Source organism: Pseudochelatococcus sp. (genome assembly GCF_050946405.1).
Classification (GTDB): Bacteria; Pseudomonadota; Alphaproteobacteria; order Rhizobiales; family Beijerinckiaceae; genus Pseudochelatococcus.
In genome coordinates this window covers 127,243-148,168 of sequence record NZ_JBMNUS010000004.1, presented here as the reverse complement: position 1 = coordinate 148,168, position 20,926 = coordinate 127,243, and the positions used below count along the sequence as shown (strand labels likewise).

The window sequence follows — 20,926 nt, the reverse complement described above, 5'->3', positions numbered from 1 at the left end:
GGCCGCTCCTCCCGCCCGGTCAGAGCAGGAAGTCGGTCGTCACCAGTTCATGCAGCCCCTTGAGGCGGATGAAGAAATCCGCGTTCCGGTCGGCGTTCAGATCGGCGGTGACGTAGGTGTCGCCGCTCGACCAGTGAAAGCGGACCTCGCCGCCCCGGCCCGAGAACTCCGCCTCGCCGATGAAGGAGAATTTCTGCCGTCCGCCGACAAGCTGGTTGGCGTCGAAATCCAGCCAGATCAGATCGCCCTCCAGGCCCGGCCCCTGCCGGAAATCGTGGATCGTATCCATGGTCAGGAAGGTCGATTCCGCCGCCGAGGTGTATTTGAAGCGATCCTGCGCCTTGTCGTCAGGCGCTCCCTCGGCGTTGCCCCAGAGCTGGTCGGCGCCGATTCCGCCGATCAGGACGTCGCGCCCCGTACCGCCGATCAGCACGTCCTTGCCGCCTCCGCCGTAAAGCACATCGTCGCCCGAGTTGCCCCAGAGCGTATTGGCGAGGTGGTTGCCGATCAGCGTGTCATCCGACAGGCTGCCCGAGACGTTCTCGATTTCGAGCAGAAGATCGCCCTCTGCGTCGCCGCGCCTGCCGCGCCCGGTCGTCAGATCGACCTCGACACCGAGGCCGCTGTTGTCGTCGATGTAATCGACGGTATCGATTCCCTCGCCGCCATGCAGCAGATCCCCTCCCGCGCCGCCGATCAGCACGTCGTCGCCGGTGCCGCCATAAAGGCTGTCGTTTCCGCCCATGCCGTAAAGCTGGTCGTTGCCCGCGTCGCCGTAAAGCCGGTCATCGCCCTCGGGCTGCGTGCTGAGCGGGGAGCCGTCGCCCACCAGCACATCGTCGCCATCGCCGCCGTACAGCGTATCCGAGCCGCCTTCCCCGGCGATGAGATCGTCGCCTTCCATGCCGCGGATGACATTGTTCAGGATATCGCCGTGCAGGCGGTCGCCGTGGCGCGAGCCGGTCAGGTTCTCGACATTGGTCATGCGGTCGATGATGCTCCAGTCGTCGCGGTCTTCCGACCCGACGTTCAACGTTACCGAGACGCCGGTGCGCGCGCCGTAATAGCTTATGGTGTCGATGCCCGCGCCGCCGTCTATCACGTCGCCGTCGTTCAGCGCGTAGATCAGGTCATCGCCGTCGCCCGCATAGATCGTGTCGCGGCCCTCGTCGCCGGAGACGATATCCATGCCCGCGCCCGCGACGATCAGATCGTCGCCGGAGCCGCCGAACAGCTCATCCGCCAGATTGCCGCCGGAGATGGTGTCGTTGCCGCCATAGCCCCAGATGAAGTTGCGATGCCCGGACAGACCGGACAAGGCGTCGTCGACATTGGTGCCGAATGTGTATTTCTTCTGTGCGGGGAGCTGAGTTTTCTGAACCATGATCTTTCCTTTCTCGCAAATGAACGGGCGGCGCGGCCGCCCCTGACGGTTGTGTTCACGACAGGACGCTTTGCGCGGTCGGCGCATGCCGCCCGACGATGCCGGCCATCATGCCGACGGTTTCTTCGCCGCGCGGGCCGGTATCGATTCGGGGCGTGCCCCGGACCGGACTGCGCGGTGCGTCAGGCCGCGAGCGGGATGGCGGGAGTGTCGGCCGGATCGGCCGGGCGCGAGGTCGCCGAGGGCGGATCGCCGAGCGCTGCGATGCTGAGATGCCAGGCGAAATCGGGACAGGCCCTGAACAGTCTCCGGGCATCGGCCAGCGAGAGGCTGGCGATCTCGGCCCCGCCCGCCGCGCGGACCGTGCCGGACGCATCTCCTCCCGCGAAGACCGCGTCGAGCCCGATGAAACTGCCCGACGGCAGGCGGCGTCCGCCTTCCGCGACGACCCGCCCGGAGATGACGAGATGCAGCCCGGTTGTCGCCGCGCCACGCTCCGCCAGCCGGCAGTCCGCGCCGATGCGGCGCGAACGGGCATGGCGCATGAACCAGGCGCGTTCCCTTGCGACGTCGCCGATGATCACGCGGTCACGGGCGTCACCTCGCCGCAATTGCGCCAGCCGCCACAGGTTCAGCGGCAGGAGGATCAGCTCGGTCAGCATGATCGGATAGCTGGCGCTGAGCGCGCCGTAGGCCAGAAAAGCAATGCTGCTGCCGGCTCCCGCGATCCGAAGATGCAGGCAATTCCGCATCGACCACGCCGCGATTGTCAGCGTGGTGCCGAGATATCCGATGAATTCGATCCAGTCCCACATCCCGACCTCCGGTCGCGCAAAAGCGTTGGTTGGTAAGGAGGATGTTTCGGCCCGGATGTTTCATGCGGATGTCGGCACGGTTTCCGCGTTGTGGTCCCGCCTCAGCCGCCCGTCAGCGGGCGCCGGATCTTGCGGGATCGAACAGCCGCCAAGCGAGGGCGGCGAGAAGAAGGCCGATGAGCGCGCCGGCGGCGGGGCCGACGAAGAAGGCCATCATCATGCCTTCCGCGCCCTCGCGGTCGAATATCCCGAACAGTTCGGTGCGGGCGATGTAGACGGCGAGGGCCCCGGCTTCCCCGACGATCAGACCCGCCGCGAAAGCGACGCAACTCGCGATGATGCGCATACGATCCTCCGATCCGGCGTGATTTTCTCGGCCCGCCTTGCTCGGGATGCCTTGCACGCCTGAACGGACGGCCGCGATCCGCCGGCGGGAGCGAGGGGATGCCCGGTCGCGATCGGTTGCACGATCGGTTGCGCCGTCACTTGCACGATCACTTGCACGATCACTTGCATGGCACGCGGTTCAACGTGCATAGTCGTGGGGGGTGGCGTCAATGCAAGTCATGGGCATGACGATACTCGAAGGAATTTGTATGTACGACCGTTCTCTCATGTATAAGCCAGCCGGTATCTCGTTGGCGTCCATGCCGCGCCAGACATGTGCGCAGGCGATGCGGCAATATTTCGCCGGCTCCTTCAATGCGCGCGAGTTCGAGCAGCTTCAGGAAACGGTTCTGGATGCGGATATCGCCATGGTTCCGTTGCCGGGCGCGGGGGTGGAATTTGGCGAGATTTGCGGGGCGGCGGTTCGATGGCAGGCTTCTTCGTCGCCCGGCCGGCGGGACGGCGTCATGTTCGTCACGGGTTCGAGCGGTTTTCTTCATGAGAGCGACGGCTGCGAGCGTCGTCGGTTCGGGCCGGAAGAGGTGCTCGTCGCGACCTTCGGCAGCGCGCCGCGGATTGCGTTCGATCGTCATGGCCTGATGCGGGCGGTCTGGGTCGACCGCCGGCGGTTGCAGGCGCTTCTGCCGGGTGTGGATCTGGCCCGGCCGCGCTCCATTCCCGCGAACGGTTGCGGGCCGGAGATGCTTTTCGATTATGCCGGGGCGCTTGTCCGCGAAGCTCCGCTTCGCTCGCCGTTGCCGGGCGTCGCGGCCGCGCATCTCATCGAGCTTGCCGCCCTTGTCCTGAAGGCGGCCGACGCGACGGCGCTCGCAGCCGGCGAGGGAGGGGCGCGGGCGGCGCGGCTGGTGGCGATCAGGGACGATATAGCCGGCATGTTCAGGTTGCCGGCCTTTTCCCTGACGATGGTGGCGGAGAAGCACGGCATCAGCCCCCGCTACGTGCAGGCGCTTTTCGAGGAGAGCGGAACGACCTTCACGGAATATGTGCGGAAACTGCGCCTCGAACTCGCCCGACATCGCCTCTCGGACCCCGCTCATCGGCGTGTCCGCATATCGGAAATCGCCTTCGAGGCGGGTTTTTCGGATCTCAGCAACTTCAACAGGCTGTTCCGCCGCCATTTCGGCGATTCGCCGTCCGGGATACGCGCGCGCCATCGTCACGAAGCCCGCGAGGCGTCCGGCGCCCGGCGTTTATCCGGGAGCGGGGGCGAATGACCAGCAGCCTGCGGGCCGCGACCCGATCCCTCTCCGAAAAGGATCGCCTGTCCTACATGCGCGAGTTCTATGGCCGGCAGCTCGTGGGCCTGGATCTGGAGCCGCTGCCGGGAGCCGGGTTCGACATGGACATGGCCGCCCTGCAATTCGGCCGTGTCAGCATCGGCTACGGTTCCCTGTCTCCCCTTGCCGCCGAGCGGTCGAAGACGCTGGCGGCCGACGGCAACCACAAGATCATGCTGGGCACCTACGGGGCGCCCTTCCAGTCCATCGACGCGCGCGGAAACGAGCTGATCATCGCTCCCGGCGACGCGCTGGTGATGTCGATGGACCAGCCCGTCCGATGGCTGTTCCGCGAGCGCAGCGTCACGACGGCCATCCATGTGGACCCGGAGGCTCTCCGGTCGCTTCTTCCGACCTTCGATCCCCGCGGGCCGGCTCGTCTCGCCGTCGGGGCATCCGGCCTCGATCTGCTTTTCTCCTATGCCCGCTCGATCGCGCGCGTGACGGATGTCTCCGCGCTGCCGGACGAACTGCCCGCGCGCCAGCTTCTGGAACTCACCGCCTTCACGCTGGGCAATGTTCGCCATCCCGATGAAGTCGGCGCGACGGCGAGCGTGCGCGCCGCGCGCCTGGCGGCGATCCGCGCCGATGTGCGCGGGCTCTTCCACCAGCAGGGCCTGTCCGCGCGCGACCTGGCGGCGAGACACGGCATCGGCGTTCGCCATCTTCAGAGCCTGTTCGAGGAAAGCGGCGTCACCTTCACCGCATATCTCCAGTCCGTAAGGCTGGATTTCGCCCGCGCGCGTCTTGCCGAAGCGCCGGATTTCATGCGGATACTGGATATCGCCCTGGATGCGGGCTTTTCCGACCTTTCGACCTTCAACCGCCTTTTCCGCGCGCGGTTCGGCGACACGCCCACCGCGTTGCGGCGGGAGGCGGCCCGCCGGCGTCAGATCCCGCAAAGCGGATAGCCCGGCGAGGTGAGGCCGCAACGGCCGCCGCATGCGGAGAGGACGAGCGGCGCGGCCAGCGCCGCGGCAATCAGGAGCAGGCGGATCGGAATCATCGGGCATTCTCCGTCGTCGGCTCGTACAGATAGCCTTCGCCGCGAACCGTCCTGAGAACGGTCGGGCTGGCGGGGTCGGGCTCGATCTTCTTGCGCAGCCGCGCGATGCGGATATCCACGCTCCTGTCCGCATCGCCGAGCCGCCGCCCGTGCGAAAGCTCGCAAAGCCGGTCGCGCGACAGGATCTGACGCGGATGGCGCGCGAAGGTCTCCAGCAGCTCGTACTCCTTGATGCTGATCTCTATCTCGACGCCCTCCGCGTCGAGCAGCCTTCTGGCTTCCGGGTCGAGCCGGAACGGTCCCAGCGAGAGCGTCGGCCGGACGGCGGGCAACCCGCCTTGCGGCGGAACGCGCCGCAGGATCGCGCGCACCCGCGCCAGCAGTTCGCGCAGTTCGAAAGGCTTGGCGAGATAGTCGTCCGCTCCGTTCGAGAGGCCGGCGATCCTGCTGGTCTCGTCGGCGTTGGCGGTCAGCATGATGACGCCCATGCGCTCGGCCGCGCCCCGCAGCCGCTTCACGATCGAGAAACCGTCCTCGCCGGGCATGTTGACGTCAAGCAGGATGAGGTCCGGCCGTTTTCCCGCCATCAGGCGGTCCAGTGCCTCGCCGTTTTCCGCCATGCTGACGGCATAGCCCTGCAAGGTCAGATAGTCCTCGATCATGGCGCGCACGCCTGGCTCGTCGTCCACCACGAAGATATGAATCCGGGGCTCCATTCAGTCATTCTCCTCGTTTGCCGCGGCGGGTTCGCATGAGGCGCCCCGCCGTCGTCCGTTCAGCAGCGGTCCGAGAACGGCGCGCAGGGCGGGCAGCTCGACGGGCTTTTCGAGGATCGGGACGTCGACGCCCAGCGACGCCCGCGCCCCGAGCGCATCGCCGGTCATCACGACCACACGCCCGGAAAGGCCCGGGAAACGATCCGCGATATGCGTCACCAGACGATCGCCCCCGAGATCCGGCATCCGCAAATCGGTGAGGACGGCATCGAAGTCTCCTTCGGCGAGCGCGTCCTGCGCTTCGCGGCCGCTGCCGACCGTCGTCACGACGGCTCCCCGCGCCTCCAGCGCCTCGCGGATATAATCCGCGATCCCCGGCTCGTCGTCCGCCACCAGAACCTTTCCCGCAAGGAGCGCCGCGGAAGTTTCCGCCTCCGCCGCTTCCGGCGCCGCTTGCCGCGATATCGGCAGTTCGACCCGGCATATCGCGCCGCCCTCGCGCCGGGCGTCGAGGCTGATCGCGCCCCCGTGAGCCTGCACGATGCCGAGGCAGACGGACAGCCCGATCCCGGTGCCGATGCCCTGCGGCTTGGTGGTGAAAAAGGGTTCGAAGACACGTTGCCGGGTCGCTGCATCGAGGCCGTGTCCCGTATCGGCGACGGTGACGACGAGCTTGTCGCCTTCCCGAAACGACCGGATCGTCAGGCGGCGCTCGCCGCTCGCATCCATCATCGCCTGCTGGGCGTTCAGCGTCAGGTTCATGAAGACCTGATGCAACTGGTCGCGATCCGCCAGCACGACCGGAAGGTCGTCGCCATGGTCGATGACGACCTCGATCCCGTTGCTGCGCAGGCCATAGGCCGCCAGCTCCACCACATCCTCGATGATCGGCCCGATTCGGATCGGCGTTTTCTCGATCGGCCGGGAGCGCGCCATCGCGAGAAAAGTCCTGACGATGCGCGCGCAGCGTTCGGCGGCGGTATGGATCTCGCCGGCCCTTCGCCGCGTCGCCTCGTCGTCGGCCAGTTCACGGAGCATGCCCGCGTATCCCACCACGATGGAAAGCGGGTTGTTGAGTTCGTGCGCCACGCCCGCGAGCAGCGAGCCGAGGGCGGCCATCTTCTCGCTTTGCCGCAACGCCTCTTCCGTCTGCTTGCGCTCGGTGATGTCTCGCCCCACGGCCTGAATCTCGACGAGCCGGCCCTCGGTGTCGAAGATGCCCGTGTCCATCCACTCCTCCCAATGAAACGTGCCGTCCGGGAGAATGCTTCTGAAGACGATCCCGGCCGTGGGGGAGGCGGGGGTCAGCGAACGCAGGTGCTGGTCGTGCTTGAGCTGGTCTTCGTCAAGGATGTAGCTGAAGTCGCTTACCTCCCGGTCGCCGGCCTCCGCCGGCTTCATGTCCATGTAGCGGCAATAGGCGTCGTTGGCGAAGGTCGGTATGCCCTCGGGCGTATAGCGGACGACGAATTCGGTCTGCGTGTTGACGACCGTGCGATAGCGCGCCTCGCTCTCGCGGATCTGGAGATCGGCCTCCCGCGCCGCGGTCACGTCGCGCAGCAGCATGACCTGCCCGCCGTCCGGCATGGGCGAGCGATAGCAGGCGATCCAGCGGCCGTCGATCGGCGTGGCGCTTTCGGCGAGCGAGGCGAGCGCGCCGATGTCCGCCATCCTGCGTCCGATCGGGGCGAGGGCGCGCCCGGCCTCGCCCAGCATGCCGGCGAAGGCTTCGTTGTGGAAGGCGATCCGCCCGCCGGCGTCGATGATGGCGAAGCCGTCGAGCAGGCTCGCCATGGCGGCCCGGAAACGCGACTCGCTTTCCCTCAGGCGTTTCTGGTAGCTGGCGTTCTTGGTAAAGGCTTCCGATATCTGCGCGACGCCCGTCTGCCACATGGGAGGAAGGCGGGGTGCGCGCACGTCGCGCCCGGCCGCGCGGGCGCGGACATATTGCGCCAGGCCGAAGCTCGGACGGATGTAGTTGCGATGCAGGAAGAAGAGCAAACCGCCGAGAGTGACCGCAAGCCCGATGAGAATCCAGCCATAGGCCGCGAACCGCGGCAGCAGATATGCATTGAGGTCTCCGCCCGGCAGGATGTAGAGAAGCCGCAACGGGGTGCCGGAAAACGTCCGCGACAGAACCCAGTCCCGCTCCCGCGCCTCGAAACCGGCCGGGTCGCTCCCGCCCGCGCGCTTCGCAAGGTGCCCCGAGGCGGAAAGATACGCGCGCATCGCCGCACGGTCGCCGCCGAAGGACGCGCCGCGCACGCCCAGCGTTTCCCCCTGCGCGTTCACGATGGCGAGAAAGCCGACCGGCTGACGCATATGGGCCAGAACGTTGTCGAAGGTCGTGAGAAGCACATCCGTCCCGACGATACCGTAGAAGCGTTCGTTCGCATAGACGGGCGCGCCGATGGTCAGCATCGGACCGGCGCCGCCGGCGTCCTCGTAGACGGATGTCCAGTAGATTTCCCGTCCGGGATTCTTTTCCGGCGTTCCCGACTGAAAGACGTCGTAGGAAAGCCAGTGGGCCACCAGTTCCTCGACGCTGCCGACCGGCCGGCCGGCGGCGGCCGCGATGTCGCCGAGCGACACATGCGGATGGATGGTGATGAAATCGCCGCGCGCGGAAAAGAAGTAGCTCCAGTGCGACATGGAACCCAGCCGGTCCTCGACCGACACGACATCGAGCATGGCGAGCGCCGCGTCGACCGGCCCGATCTCGTGGGGAGGGCGTGTCAGCAGGTCCGGCACCCCCAGCAGGTTGCCCGCGCGCGAGGCATGCCCGCCCGGAGCCCATTCCATGCCGGGAAGGTCGCCCTGCGGCAGGCGCGCCGTCACCGGGGCGAGCTGGGCCGCCCGCCGGACGGCGACCGGCGTGCCTGCCGCGAGAATGACGTCCTCCATGGTGATGCGCATGCGTCCGAGCTGCCGGCCCGCGCTGGCGAGCATGCTCTCGACCGCGTAATGCTGCTCGCCCGTCTGGCTGGCGAATTCGGCCAGCAAGGTCGCGCGCTGCCGGGAAAACTGATCGAAGCCCAGCCCCACGATCAGCGTCGTCAGGGGCAGCGCGCAGACCAGCAGCATTCGCGAGGACCGCCCGATCCCGAATGCGCGCGACGCGTTCGTCATCAAGACTCCAACCATGTTCATGCCGGGCCTCGCCTCCATCGGCCGCGATGCCGCGGCCGCTCGATCGGTAAATCGGCTCGGGCGAAGGGATGAGGTCCACGTTGCAACCCGGCCAGAGTCGTCGGCCTTTGTTTCGCGGGCATGTCGGGAGCGGGGATCTCCCGGCCGTTCCGCGCGCTCGTCCCGGCCGGGGCCGGACGGCCGAAACCACGGAGAGAACAGCACGGGACGATTTCCGAGCCAAGCGGATCCGCACTGCAAGAACCAATGAAACGCCAATTGTTTCAATCAGTTCGCAATCCGCATAGATCGGGTTCGCCATATGCGGAGATTTGCTTGCCGACACCGAAGTATAAGGACCGGCAATCCGCCTGTCCGGGGCGGAACCCAGGCGATGGATTCGACATGGCAGATCTCATTGTTGTCGACGACGATGCGGCGTTGGGCCGGATGCTCCGCGAAGTGCTCGGCATGACCGGACACGATGTCCGTCTGGCGACGGGGGCGGGGGAGCTGGAAGCCGCGCTCGGCCGCGCGCTTCCCGACCTCGTGGTCCTCGACGTGAGCCTTCCGGGAGAGGACGGCCTGAGCATCGCGCGACGGCTGCGCAAGGCTCACGATTTCGGTATCATCATGCTCACCGGCGCGGGCGCGGTCGTCGACCGGGTGGCCGGTCTGGAAGTGGGCGCGGACGATTACGTCACCAAACCTTTCTCCGTCTTCGAACTGGCGGCGAGGGTGGAGGCGGTGCTTCGAAACCGCCGTTTCATCCGCGATGGCATGGTGCCCTTCGGCGCCCTGACGTTCGATCTCAAGCGCTGGAAGCTGTTCAAGCCGAACGGCGACGAGGTGCGGCTCTACCCCACCGAGATCGATCTGATCGCAGCCTTCGCCACCAATCCGGGCAAGATCTTGAGCCGCGACGACATCCTGCGGCTCGCTCCCGCCCATGGCGACAATCCGGTGGACCGAAGTGTCGATACCCGTGTGACGCGGCTGCGGCGGAAGCTGGATCACCTCGGCCATGACGGCCGGCTCATCAGGACCTGCCGGGGCAACGGCTACATCTACCGGGGCGCCTCCGGAATCTGACCCTGCCGGCAGACAATCGGCTGAAACCTGCCGTCTCTACCCGGTTGCCCGCGGAGAGGCTGCGCACCCGTCGCGCATGCCCGGCACGGACAACGGGTGATACATGCACTGGATGGAGCTGATCGGATATTGCGGCACGGCGGTCACGACTGTCGCCTATGCGATGAAGACGTCGATCCGCCTGCGCGTCGCCGGCATGCTGGGCGGCATGGCCTTCCTGGCCTACGGCGGCCTCACCGGCAACAATCCGGTCATGCTGATGCAGATGGTCGTGCTGCCGCTCAATGCGCTGCGGCTTGTGGAGATTCTGCTCGTCCGCTCCCCCTGTTGCGCGGATGACGCGGGCGCGCACGAGCCGCGATAAAGAATACCTCCGGCCCGTTCGCCCGGATTCAGCTTTGGCATTCGCCGCGCTATAGTTCGCCGCGCTATAGTTCGCTTGGCCCGTCGACAGGAAGGGTGATGCGGAGGAAGGTTGCGTGGGGGCGATGGAGAGCGACGGGGCGGGGAAGGGCGGATCGGCCATGTCGGCTTTGCTGTTGCTGGGAATGCGCGGGTTCGCATGGCTGCCGGCGAGAACGTGCCGCTGACGGAGAAATTGTCTCTGCTCGCGGGTTATCTCGCGACATCGCCGGCGCGCGGCCGCCGGCGCGGGCAGATCGCGGCGCAGCTCTGGCCGGATCGCGGCGAGGAGCAGGCGCGGGGTAGCCTGCGCAACGCGCTTTCCCGGTTGCGCGCCATCGGCGTCGGCGTCGCGACGGATGGCGACGTGGTGGCGCTCGCGCATCCGTCCATCGATATCGACCGGCTCGCCGCGGCGGCGCGGTCGCCGCTGGACGTCGATGCGGCGATGGCCCTGTCGCTGCCTTTCCTCGATGGAATCGAGGCATCGGGGGCCGAAATTCAGGACTGGCTGGTTTTCGAGCGGGCGCGACACCGCACGCTGGCCCGGCGCGCGCTCACCCTCGCCAGCCGCGCGGCTTCGGAGCGCGGAGACGCGGCCGAGGCCCTGGCGGCGGCCTCGCTCCTGCTTACGCTCGATCCTTGCCGCGAGCGCAGCCACAGGCTCATCATGCGCCTCCATGCCGCCGCGGGCGACCGGGCGGCGGCGCTCAACCAGTTCCGCGCATGCGGCGACATCCTGCGCGCCGAACTCGGCCTCGCCCCTTCGGAGGGAACGCAGGCGCTGGCGCGGGAGCTGTCGGGCGGCGGGGGCGGCCCGGCATCGCCGACAGTTTCCGCATCGCGCAGCGGGGACGACGCTTCCATGCCCGGCATGGCGACGCCCGCGCCCGCGCCGCTCCCGGAAGCGGCGAAGGCCGCGCACGGCTTCCGGCTGTCGATTGCCGTCCTGCCCTTCGTTCACGACGAAGGCGATCTGGACCAGCGCTTTCTGGCGGAAGGCATCGCCGACGACATCACCACGGAGCTGACCCGGCACCGCGATTTCCTCGTGATCGCCCGCCCGTCGAGCCTGAAATTCTCGGTGCCCGCCGAGGCGGCGCGCGATTTGGGGGTGCGTTACGTCGTCACCGGCACCCTGCGCGTCGGCGCCGGCAGGGTCAGCCTGTCGGCGGGGCTCGTGGACGAGGTTTCCGGCCGCCACCTGTGGGCGGTGCGCCACGAAGGGGCGATGGACGACTTCTTCGTCCTGCGGGACCGGATCGTGGCGGAACTCACGGCCGGGCTCGACGCGGAAATACGCCTGGCGGAGCGGGAGCGGGCGGCGGGAAGGCCGCCGGCCCATCTCGGCGCTTGGGAGCTGTTCCATCACGGGCTCTGGCATGCCTATCGCTTCGAGGCCGGCGAGATCGCGCGGGCGGAAGTCTGTTTCACGCGCGCGGGCGCGCTTGCGCCGGATTTCGCGCTGCCCCACGCCGGGCTCGCCTATGTGGCGGTGCTGCGCACCGCGCTGCTGATCGAGACGAACACGGCCGCGGGCGTTGATGGTGCTTGCGCTCGTGCTTGCCGAGACCGGGCGCCGCGACGAGGCGCGCGGGCTGCTCTCGGGCAGGGGCGGGGCGATTGCCGGCGTCCGGCCGGACGTCATCTGGCCGATGATCGCCCGGACGCTGCCGGTCGGTGGGCGCATCCGCGCCGCGCGCGCTCTGGCCCTCATCGGCCTCGCGCCGCCCGGCGAGACGGAGGCGTGAAATCGCGCGGCCCTGCGATTCTAACGATGGCGTGACGCTGCGCTGACGCCCGTCTCGCGCTCCGGCGACGGCCGGCCGCTACAAGACCGACCCGTCGCATTCGAGCCTGACGTGGTCGTTCAGACATTCCGGTCTGTCCAACTACACCGCCCGCTTCACGAAAGTCGATGCGAGGCTCGACTGGAAACCCGAAAAGCCGGAGGCGTCGGCGCTTTCGGTCGAGATCGACCCGCTGTCGGTGCGCACTGATTACCCCTGGCCGGAACTGGTCGACTTCGACGCCAAGATCGGCGGCGACGCGGACTTTCTGGCCGGCAAGCCGATCGTCTTCGTCTCCAGGCGGATAATCGTGACCGGCGCCGACACCGGCATCGTGGAAGGGCTGCTGACGTTTCGCGGCGAGACCCGTCCGGTAACGCTCGACATCGTATTCAACGGTTCCGTTGCCGACCATCCGATGACGAGCGCCGCGAAGCTCGGGTTCTCGGCGCGGGGCACGATCCGGCGGAGCGAATGGGGGCTCGATTTCGCGATCCCCGAACTGGGCGACGACGTGAATCTCGTCATCGAAACCGAGATGGTGCCCGCCGATTACGTCTTTCATTAAAGCGCGTTCCGGTCAAAGGGAATCCTTCGGTCGACAAGAACGCGCTGAAAATCGAGCGATGCGGGCGTGCGCCCGGAGACGGGCGCATCCTTGTCCGGCGGGCGTCATCGTCAAGTCGGATTTGCGGGTCTATTGTTGCGAAGATCCGTATTCGCCGGAGCGAGTCTTTCCGGGCGGTTTATATGGCGTTCTTTCAGGTCGATGCAGGAGGTGTGGCGTGGGAAAAATTTCGAGAATGGTGTTTTCGATCGCTTCGTTTCTGATCGTCGCGGGCGGCGCGGCGCTCGCCGATGACGTCTATGACCGGTGCCTCGACAAGGGAGACGGGACGAACGCCTCATGGGCGCAATGCGGCGGCGAATGGGTGGCGCGCGAGGACGCGAAGCTGAACCGGGTATGGCGACAGGTCTACGGCCAGACGGAAGGCCAGACAAAGACGGATCTTCTGGCCGAGCAACGCCTTTGGAACGCCTATAAGGAAGCGTCCTGCAGCTTCTACGCCAATGGCGATTGGGGGCGGCAGGGGCAGGTTCTGGATTTCGGCCAGTGCCGTGCGCTTGTCATCGCGACGCGAACCCGCGAGCTGGAGGGATACGGCAAGTTTTTCTCGCCGCAATGAAACACGTGCTTGCGCCTTGCGGAACACCGCTCGGCGCTCATCCTTTCAGGGCGCTTAGCCCCCCGCTTTCGAGCCGGCGAAGCGATACGTCCAGCTTGGCCTCGGCCTCTCTTATCTCGCGTGCGGCCCTGCGCAGATAACTCAGATGCGCATGCGCGGCGGAGCGGGCGTCATCGGGGCGCTTCTCGATGATCGCCCGCGCGATGGACAGATGCTGTTCGCGCAGGAGATCGCGCACATAGGGAAGCGAGAACAACCGCTGCCGGTTGAGGAGCACGTCGGTTCTCAGGTTCCCGGACAGCGCGCGCATGATCTGGAGCAGCACGAGATTGTGGCTCGCTTCGTAGATCGCCATGTGCATCTCGACATCGGCCTCGGCCTCCTCGGCCGGGTCGTTGGCGGCATGGGCGCGTTCGATCCGCTCGGCGCATTGCCTGATGCGATCGATATCGACCTGGCTGGCGCGCTCGGCTGCCAACGCAGCGGCCGAGCTTTCCACGATGTCGCGAAACTCCAGATAATCGTCGGTGATTTCGCTTCGCTCGCCCAGCAAGGCGATCAGGGGATCCGAGATCGTCGCGGCCCCCAGTTGCGCGACCTTCATGCCTCTTCCCTCCCTGCTTGTCAGAAACCCTTTCTGCTCAAGGGATTTCAGCGCATCCCGAAGCGTCGGGCGCGAGACGTTGAGCCGCTCCGCGAGTTCGCGTTCCGGCAAGAGGGGCTCTCCGGGACGCAAGGACCCTTCCAGAATGAGCCGTTCGATATGCCTCATCACCAGATCGGCGGCTCTCTCCGGGCGGTTCAACCTGCTGTCGCTCATGTCGGTCACGATTTTGGTCATCTCCGCTGTCCAATAGCTCAACACACGCCATCGTCACAACATTCCATCCGCGTCGGAAAATCAATTGCACCCTTGACGCTCAAGGTAAAATTATTTTACCAAAATGCGTGGACGGCGAAAGAGCCCCACCAACATCGAACACAGCCGCCATCGTCCGATAGCACGACGAACAGTGCACGCGATCGGCGCTCGGGAGGAAAGCCAAAGATGCCCTGGTCACAGGTCTATGATCCATTTGACAGCATGGTCGTTTCGACCCTGCTCGCCGCGTTGCCGATCGTCGTTCTTCTGGGCGGGATCGGCCTCTTTCACATGAAGGCGCACCTTGCGGCGGTGCTCGGTCTTGTCGTCGCTCTCGTCGTTGCGGTGATCGGATTCGGCATGCCCGCCGGAATGGCGGGAACGACGGCGGTCTACGGCGCGGCCTACGGCCTGCTTCCGATCGGCTGGATCATCCTCAGCGTGATCTTTCTGTACCGGCTCACCGAGAGGACCGGGCAGTTCAACATCCTGCGCGACAGCATCGCCGGCCTCACGCCCGACCGGCGCCTTCAGTTGCTGTTCATCGCGTTTTCTTTCGGCGCGTTCTTCGAGGGCGCGGCCGGTTTCGGAACCCCGGTCGCGGTAACGGCGGCGATGCTGATGGGGCTCGGCTTCGCTCCTCTCGCGGCGGCGGGCCTGTCGCTGATCGCGAACACCGCGCCGGTCGCGTATGGCGCGCTGGGCACGCCCGTCATCGCACTGGCGGCGGTGACGGGGCTCGATCTGCACGAGCTTTCCGGCATGATCGGCCGCCAGCTTCCCTTTTTCTCGGTGATCGTGCCGTTCTGGCTCGTATGGGCCTTCGCGGGGCGCAAGGGCATGCTGGAGGTATGGCCGGCGCTGCTCGTCGCGGGCGCGTCGTTCGCGATCCCGCAATATCTCGTGTCGAACTTTCACGGCCCCTGGCTGGTGGACATCGTGGCCGCGATCTCGTCCATGATCTGCCTCGCGGGCTTCCTGCGGGTATGGTCGCCGAAGCGGATATGGACCTCGACGGGCGGCGGGGAAGAGGCGGAGCCGGTCCAGGTGAGGCATTCGCATTCCGGCGCGACGATCTTCCGCGCCTGGCTGCCGTGGCTCATCCTGTCGGTCTTCGTGTTTGCCTGGGGCACGCCCCAGATCAAGGTCTGGCTCGATTCCATCTGGATCTACCGCCTGCCGGTGCCGGGGCTGCACGAGATGGTGATGAAGGTGCCGCCGGTCGTCGAAGCGCCGCACGCCGAGGCCGCCGTCTATTCGCTGAACCTGCTGTCGGCGACGGGAACGGGCATTCTGTTCGCGGCCGTCGTGTCGGGCTTCGTCCTCAGGTTCTCGCCGGTCGCGCTGGTGCGGGAATATTTCCAGACGATCTGGGTGGTGCGGTTTTCGCTCGTCACCATCGCCGCGATGCTGGCGCTGGGTTTCGTGTCCCGCTATTCGGGCACCGATGCGACGCTCGGCCTGGCTTTCGCGCAGACGGGCTGGATCTATCCGTTCTTCGGCACCCTTCTGGGGTGGCTGGGCGTCGCGCTGACGGGCTCGGACACCGCCTCGAACGTGTTGTTCGGCGGCTTGCAGAAGATCACGGCGGAGCAGATCGGCGTCTCGCCCGTGCTCATGGCGGCGGCCAACTCTTCCGGCGGCGTGATGGGCAAGATGATCGACGCGCAGAGCATCGTCGTCGCTTCCACGGCGACCAACTGGTACGGCCATGAAAGCAGCATCCTGCGTTACGTGTTCTTCCATTCCATCGCCCTTGCCTGCCTCGTCGGCATTCTGGTGATGGCGCAGGCCTATGTGCCGCCGTTCACGGCGATGGTGCCCTGACGGGTCTGCGGCGAGGGGGCGCATCTCCCTCGCCGGTGTCGGAGTCATGAGGAGGCCCGGACAGATGTCCACCATAGCGATGCCTGCCCCGGACGCGGGAATACTCGCCCGGAAACCTGAAATCGTCGCGGCTCTCGTCGCGGCGCTTCCGCCGGAGACGGTCATTTCCGATCCCGAGGAAACGCGCGCCTATGAGTGCGACGCCCTGACCGCCTACCGGTGCCCGCCGCTCGCGGTGGTGCTGCCGCGCACGACGGAGGAGGTGGCGACGGCCATGCGCATCTGCCACGCGTTGCGCATTCCGGTCGTGCCGCGCGGCGCGGGCACGTCGCTTGCCGGCGGCGCGCTGCCGACGGCCGACAGCGTGGTGATCGGCACCCTGCGCCTGCGCGAGGTTCTGGAGGTCGATACCGCCAACCGCTTCATTCGCGTGCAGACCGGCGTCACCAATCTGTCCGTGAGCGCGGAGCTGGAGGCGGAAGGCTTCTTCTATGCGCCCGATCCGTCCTCGCAGCTCGCCTGCACCATCGCCGGCAACATCGGCATGAACTCGGGCGGGGCGCATTGCCTCAAATACGGCGTCACGACCAACAACCTGCTCGGCGTCCGCATGGTTCTGACCACGGGCGAGATCGTGGAGCTGGGCGGGCCGCTGCTCGGGACGGCCGGGCTCGACATTCTGGGCCTCATCTGCGGTTCCGAGGGGCAACTCGCCATCGTCACCGAGGCGACGCTGCGCATCCTGCCGCGTCCCGAGGGCGCGCGGCCCATGCTGATCGGTTTCGACAACGCGGAGACGGCGGGCGAGTGCGTGGCGCGCATCATCCGATCCGGCCTGCTGCCGGTGGCGATCGAATACATGGACGATGTCTGCCTGCGGGCGGTCGAGGCCTTCGCCAAGGCGGGCTATCCCGATTGCGCGGCCGTGCTGATCGTCGAGGTGGAGGGCTCGGAGGAGGAGATCGCGCACCAGATTGAACGCATCCACGCCATCGCCGGGGAACTCGAGCCCGTCGAGTTCCGCAGCAGCCGCAATGCCGACGAGTCGCTGGCCATCTGGAAGGGACGCAAGTCGGCCTTCGGCGCCATGGGGCGGCTGGGAGATTATTTGTGCCTCGACGGCACGGTGCCGGTCTCGAAGCTGCCCTACACGCTGCGGCGCATCGGTGAATTGTCCAGGGAACATGGTCTGGAGGTCGCCAATGTCTTCCATGCCGGCGACGGCAACATGCATCCGCTGATCCTCTTCAACGCCAACAAGCCGGGAGACCTCGAAAAGGCGGAAGCCTTCGGGGCCGACATCCTGCGGCTTTGCGTCGATGTCGGCGGCTGCCTCACCGGCGAGCACGGCGTCGGCATCGAGAAGCGCGACCTGATGGGCAAGCAGTTCGCGCCCGACGACATGGCCATCCAGATGGAGGTCAAGGGCGTGTTCGATCCGGGCTGGCTGCTCAACCCGGCCAAGGTGTTCCCGCTGGAGGTGAGCCGGCCTTACCGCGAGGAAGCGGCCAGATGCTCATGAATACGAAGGATACCGATGCCATGACAGGCGAGACGGCCGTCAACGCGCCACGCGACGAGGGGGAGGTCGCCGCCTTCGTTGCGGAAAGCCACGCAGGCAGGCGGCGGCTTCGGATCGCCGGCGGCGGAACGCGCCTTCAGGCGGGCGCGGTGGACGCCGACAGCCTGCTGACCACGCGGGAACTTGCCGGCATCGTGACCTACGAACCGGGGGCGCTGACGCTGATCGCGCGGGCCGGCACGCCTGTGGAGGATATCGAGAGGGTCCTCGCGGCGGAAGGTCAGGCGCTGGCTTTCGAGCCGATGGATCATCGCGTCCTGCTCGGCGCGAACGGCACGCCCACCATCGGCGGCGTCGTGGGCGCGAACGTGTCGGGTCCGCGCCGCGTGCAGGCCGGCGCGTGCCGCGATCACCTGCTGGGCGTTCGCTTCGTCGACGGTCGGGGCCGCATCGTCAGGAACGGCGGCCGGGTGATGAAGAACGTCACCGGGCTCGATCTCGGCAAGCTGCTGTGCGGATCGCACGGCACGCTCGGCGTGCTCACCGAGGTGGCGCTCAAGACGCTGCCCGTGGCCGAAAGCCAGCAATCGCTCGCCTTCCCCGGCGTTTCCGCCGGCGAGGCGGCGGCGATCTTTTCGGCGGCGCTGGGAACGCCGTTCGAGGTGTCCGGCGCGGCCTTCCATGCCGGGACGGCGTGGCTGCGGATCGAGGGGCTGGCGCCGCAGGTCGACTACCGCCGCGAGCGCCTGACGAGCCTGTTCCGTGACCGTGAGATCGGCGTGATCGACGATGCCGAAAGCCGCCGCCTGTGGCGCGGGCTGCGCGATGTGCGGCACTTCGCCGGCACCGCCGATGCCGTCTGGCGCATCCTCGTCAAGCCGACAGACGCGCCGGAGGTCGTGGCCGCGCTGGAGCGGCTCGGCGGCGAGACGTCGCTCGACTGGGGCGGCGGCCTGATCTGGTACGCCGGCGGCGCCGACGCGCCTTCCGTGCGGCGGGCGGCCGGATCGGGTCGCGCCGTCGCCGTCCGCCGCGCGGCGCTGCCGGCACAGGCCGCTTTCCCGCCCGAGCCGAAGGCGGTCGCCGATCTTTCCGCCGCCCTGCGCAGGACGTTCGACCCCGCCGGAATATTCAACCCCGGCCTGATGGGTGAGTGAGATGCAGACGATCTTTACCGAAGAACAGCTTGCCGATCCCGCCACGAGACGCTCGAACGAGATCCTGCGTTCCTGCGTTCATTGCGGCTTCTGCACCGCCACCTGCCCGACCTACAAGGTGCTGGGCGACGAACTCGACAGCCCGCGCGGGCGCATCTATCTCATCAAGGACATGCTGGAAAACAGCAAGGTTCCCGATGAGAAGACGGTGAAGCACATCGACCGCTGCCTGAGTTGCCTGAGTTGCATGACCACCTGTCCGTCGGGCGTGCACTACATGCATCTGGTGGACCACGCGCGTGAATATATCGAGCGCCGCTACAGGCGCCCGTGGGACGAACGCGCCCTGCGGTGGCTGCTGGCGCGGGTGCTGCCCTATCCTGCCCGCTTCCGCCTCGCGTTGATGGGCGCGCGGTTCGCAAAGCCGATTGCACGGTTCCTGCCCGATGCGCGGCTTCGGGCCATGCTGGAAATGGCGCCCGCGCGCGTTCCGCCCCCCAGCGCCAACGACCGACCGCAGAGCTTTCCGGCCGAACGGAGGCGGCGCAAGCGCGTGGCGCTGCTGACGGGGTGCGCCCAGCGCGCGCTCAACACCGACATCAACGACGCCACGATCCGGCTGCTGCGCCGGCACGGCTGCGAGGTCGTCGTTCCGAAGGGCATCGGCTGCTGCGGGGCGCTGACGCATCACATGGGAAAAACGCACGAGAGCCATGCGATGGCGGCGGCGAACATCCGCGCCCTGGCGGCGGAGATCGACGGGGAGGGGCTCGACGCGGTGGTGATCAACACTTCCGGCTGCGGCACCACGGTGAAGGACTACGGCCATATGTTCCGCAACGATCCCATCGCCGCGGACGCCGCGCGCGTGGCGGCGCTGACGAAGGACGTCACGGAAGTGATGGGCGATCTCGGCCTCGGCGACGCCTCCCACGCCGCGCCCCTGCGGGTGGCCTATCACGCCGCCTGTTCGCTCCAGCACGGCCAGCAAATCCGTTCCGCCCCGAAGGACCTGCTCAAGGCGGCGGGCTTCCAGGTCGTCGAGCCGAAGGACAGCCACCTGTGCTGCGGCTCGGCGGGGACGTACAACCTCTTGCAGCCCGCGATTTCGGCGCAGCTCAAGAGCCGCAAGGTGGCCACGATAGAGGCGACCCGCCCGCAGGTCATCAGCGCCGGCAACATCGGCTGCATGATGCAGATCGGCTCCGGGACCGGGATTCCGGTCGCTCACACCGTCGAACTGCTGGATTGGGCCACCGGCGGCCCGCGCCCGCGCAGCCTCCGGGATCTCGCCCCCGTCTACGCGGCCGGCAGTCCGCCGGCGGGCCGGGCGGCGCGCGCGGTCAGCAACGCGTGACGGCCGGAGGCTTTCCGCGCTTTAGTTCCAATCGGAAAGCGCCCTATCGCGCCCCCAGCCGGTTGGATACCTCGGCGGCGGCGTCGGCCACCCGGCGGCCAATCTCGCGTACCCGTGCGTCGGGCAGCCTGATCGTGGGGCCGGAAATGGAGATGCCCGCGACCGCTTCGCCGTGGCTGTTCAGGATGGAGGCGGCGACGCAGCGCATGCCCACCGTCCGTTCCTCGTCGTCGAGCGAATAACCTCTCCGCCGGGTGATCGCGACGGCATCATGCAATTGCGCCGCCGTCACGATCGTCTTGTCCGTGAAGCGGTCGAACCGGGCCGTCCTGATGAACGCGGCGAGCCGCGCGTCGTCGAACGCGCTCAGCAGCGCCTTGCCGATGCCGGAGGCATGCAGGGGCGCGCGCGTGCCCGGCGGAAAGAAGGCCCTGATCGTCTCGTGGGTTTCCACCTGGCTGACGAACAGGACATCGCCGTCGCGCTCGATGCCGAGATTGGCGGTTTCTCCGGTGCGGGCCATGAGATCCCGCATGATCGAGCGGCTGCGCTCGACGAGGTTCGTGCGCCGCAGGAAGGCCGAGCCGAGCCGGAAAGCCTCCGGGCCGACGAACCATTCCTGACGCTCGGGATCGTTCTCGACATATTGCCGCTGCTCCAGCGTCGCCAGCACACGATGCATCGTGGCCGCCGATTGCCCCAGATGGGCCGACAGCTCCGTCAGCGTGACGCCTTCATGTGCCGCCAGCGCCTCCAGAACATCGAGCGCCCGGTCGAGCGCCTGAATGTTCGATGTCGCCGGTGCGGGAACCATCCCTTTCGGCCGCCCCCGGCGGCGGGTGGGCTGTTGCATGCGGATACCTCGCGTTCGGTTCTCTGAGCGGAAAATCATGATCATGAAAATTTATTTTGCACAATGAAAAATTATAATATATTGATATTTATATATTATTTTATATAATCGGTATTTTGAAAAAATATTTCAAAAAAATTTA

Annotated in this window: 18 protein-coding genes; 11 read left to right on the top strand and 7 right to left on the bottom strand. The window is 67.0% G+C overall.

What is annotated here, in order from left to right; translation table 11 throughout:
* Positions 1-19: 19 nt before the first annotated feature.
* The 3 genes from ACOYJQ_RS08520 to ACOYJQ_RS08510 form a co-directional block, all read right to left on the bottom strand.
* The gene (locus tag ACOYJQ_RS08520; protein ID WP_433457648.1) at positions 20-1,384 is read right to left on the bottom strand and encodes a calcium-binding protein; all 1,365 of its coding nucleotides are present in this window, start codon (positions 1,382-1,384) and stop codon (positions 20-22) included.
* A gap of 182 nt (positions 1,385-1,566) precedes the next feature.
* Complete coding sequence (locus ACOYJQ_RS08515; RefSeq protein ID WP_433457647.1) at positions 1,567-2,199, bottom strand: Crp/Fnr family transcriptional regulator; 633 nt, start codon at positions 2,197-2,199, stop codon at positions 1,567-1,569.
* Positions 2,200-2,311: 112 nt separating this feature from the next.
* The gene (locus tag ACOYJQ_RS08510; RefSeq protein ID WP_433457646.1) at positions 2,312-2,545 is read right to left on the bottom strand and encodes a hypothetical protein; all 234 of its coding nucleotides are present in this window, start codon (positions 2,543-2,545) and stop codon (positions 2,312-2,314) included.
* 250 nt (positions 2,546-2,795) lie between these two features.
* Between ACOYJQ_RS08510 and ACOYJQ_RS08505 the strand changes: the two genes are divergently transcribed.
* Together ACOYJQ_RS08505 and ACOYJQ_RS08500 are read left to right on the top strand one after the other, a co-directional pair.
* Positions 2,796-3,821, top strand: a complete 1,026-nt coding sequence (locus ACOYJQ_RS08505) for a helix-turn-helix transcriptional regulator (RefSeq protein ID WP_433457645.1) — start codon at positions 2,796-2,798, stop codon at positions 3,819-3,821.
* Positions 3,818-4,795: an AraC family transcriptional regulator gene (locus ACOYJQ_RS08500; protein ID WP_433457644.1), complete on the top strand. Its 978-nt coding sequence runs from the start codon at positions 3,818-3,820 to the stop codon at positions 4,793-4,795. Before ACOYJQ_RS08505 ends, ACOYJQ_RS08500 begins: the two co-directional genes overlap by 4 nt.
* Positions 4,796-4,886: 91 nt before the next feature.
* On the opposite strand, the gene ACOYJQ_RS08495 is transcribed toward ACOYJQ_RS08500, so the two are convergent.
* Together ACOYJQ_RS08495 and ACOYJQ_RS08490 are read right to left on the bottom strand one after the other, a co-directional pair.
* Positions 4,887-5,606, bottom strand: a complete 720-nt coding sequence (locus ACOYJQ_RS08495) for a response regulator (protein ID WP_433457643.1) — start codon at positions 5,604-5,606, stop codon at positions 4,887-4,889.
* Positions 5,607-8,735, bottom strand: a complete 3,129-nt coding sequence (locus ACOYJQ_RS08490) for a PAS domain S-box protein (RefSeq protein ID WP_433457642.1) — start codon at positions 8,733-8,735, stop codon at positions 5,607-5,609.
* Positions 8,736-9,140: 405 nt separating this feature from the next.
* On the opposite strand from ACOYJQ_RS08490, the gene ACOYJQ_RS08485 reads away from it, so the two are divergent.
* From ACOYJQ_RS08485 to ACOYJQ_RS08465, 5 genes are all read left to right on the top strand, one after another.
* Complete coding sequence (locus tag ACOYJQ_RS08485; RefSeq protein WP_433457641.1) at positions 9,141-9,827, top strand: response regulator transcription factor; 687 nt, start codon at positions 9,141-9,143, stop codon at positions 9,825-9,827.
* A 112-nt stretch (positions 9,828-9,939) separates the two neighbouring features.
* Positions 9,940-10,191 carry a YgjV family protein gene (locus tag ACOYJQ_RS08480; RefSeq protein WP_433457640.1) on the top strand — a complete coding sequence of 84 codons (252 nt, stop codon included), beginning with the start codon at positions 9,940-9,942 and terminating at the stop codon, positions 10,189-10,191.
* Between the two features lie 198 nt (positions 10,192-10,389).
* Positions 10,390-12,015: a BTAD domain-containing putative transcriptional regulator gene (locus tag ACOYJQ_RS08475; RefSeq protein WP_433457639.1), complete on the top strand. Its 1,626-nt coding sequence runs from the start codon at positions 10,390-10,392 to the stop codon at positions 12,013-12,015.
* Positions 12,016-12,086: 71 nt separating this feature from the next.
* Entirely contained in the window at positions 12,087-12,587 is a 501-nt protein-coding gene (locus tag ACOYJQ_RS08470; RefSeq protein ID WP_433457853.1) for a YceI family protein, read from the top strand.
* Positions 12,588-12,822: 235 nt separating this feature from the next.
* On the top strand, positions 12,823-13,206 hold the full coding sequence (locus ACOYJQ_RS08465; protein WP_433457638.1) for a lysozyme inhibitor LprI family protein: 384 nt from the start codon (positions 12,823-12,825) through the stop codon (positions 13,204-13,206).
* A gap of 37 nt (positions 13,207-13,243) precedes the next feature.
* Here the strand turns inward: ACOYJQ_RS08465 and ACOYJQ_RS08460 are convergent, their stop codons facing one another.
* Complete coding sequence (locus ACOYJQ_RS08460; RefSeq protein WP_433457636.1) at positions 13,244-14,047, bottom strand: FCD domain-containing protein; 804 nt, start codon at positions 14,045-14,047, stop codon at positions 13,244-13,246.
* Positions 14,048-14,254: 207 nt separating this feature from the next.
* On the opposite strand from ACOYJQ_RS08460, the gene ACOYJQ_RS08455 reads away from it, so the two are divergent.
* The 4 genes from ACOYJQ_RS08455 (at position 14,255) to glcF (ending at position 19,931) form a co-directional block, all read left to right on the top strand.
* The gene (locus ACOYJQ_RS08455) at positions 14,255-15,895 is read left to right on the top strand and encodes an L-lactate permease (RefSeq protein WP_433457635.1); all 1,641 of its coding nucleotides are present in this window, start codon (positions 14,255-14,257) and stop codon (positions 15,893-15,895) included.
* A 64-nt stretch (positions 15,896-15,959) separates the two neighbouring features.
* On the top strand, positions 15,960-17,417 hold the full coding sequence (locus ACOYJQ_RS08450; RefSeq protein WP_433457633.1) for an FAD-linked oxidase C-terminal domain-containing protein: 1,458 nt from the start codon (positions 15,960-15,962) through the stop codon (positions 17,415-17,417).
* Positions 17,408-18,574, top strand: coding sequence for an FAD-binding protein (locus ACOYJQ_RS08445; RefSeq protein WP_433457631.1), 1,167 nt, complete (start codon positions 17,408-17,410; stop codon positions 18,572-18,574). Before ACOYJQ_RS08450 ends, ACOYJQ_RS08445 begins: the two co-directional genes overlap by 10 nt.
* Position 18,575: 1 nt before the next feature.
* On the top strand, positions 18,576-19,931 hold the full coding sequence (glcF, locus tag ACOYJQ_RS08440) for a glycolate oxidase subunit GlcF (RefSeq protein ID WP_433457629.1): 1,356 nt from the start codon (positions 18,576-18,578) through the stop codon (positions 19,929-19,931).
* A gap of 43 nt (positions 19,932-19,974) precedes the next feature.
* On the opposite strand, the gene bhcR is transcribed toward glcF, so the two are convergent.
* Positions 19,975-20,784, bottom strand: a complete 810-nt coding sequence (bhcR, locus tag ACOYJQ_RS08435) for an HTH-type transcriptional regulator BhcR (protein WP_433457628.1) — start codon at positions 20,782-20,784, stop codon at positions 19,975-19,977.
* Positions 20,785-20,926 lie beyond the last annotated feature (142 nt).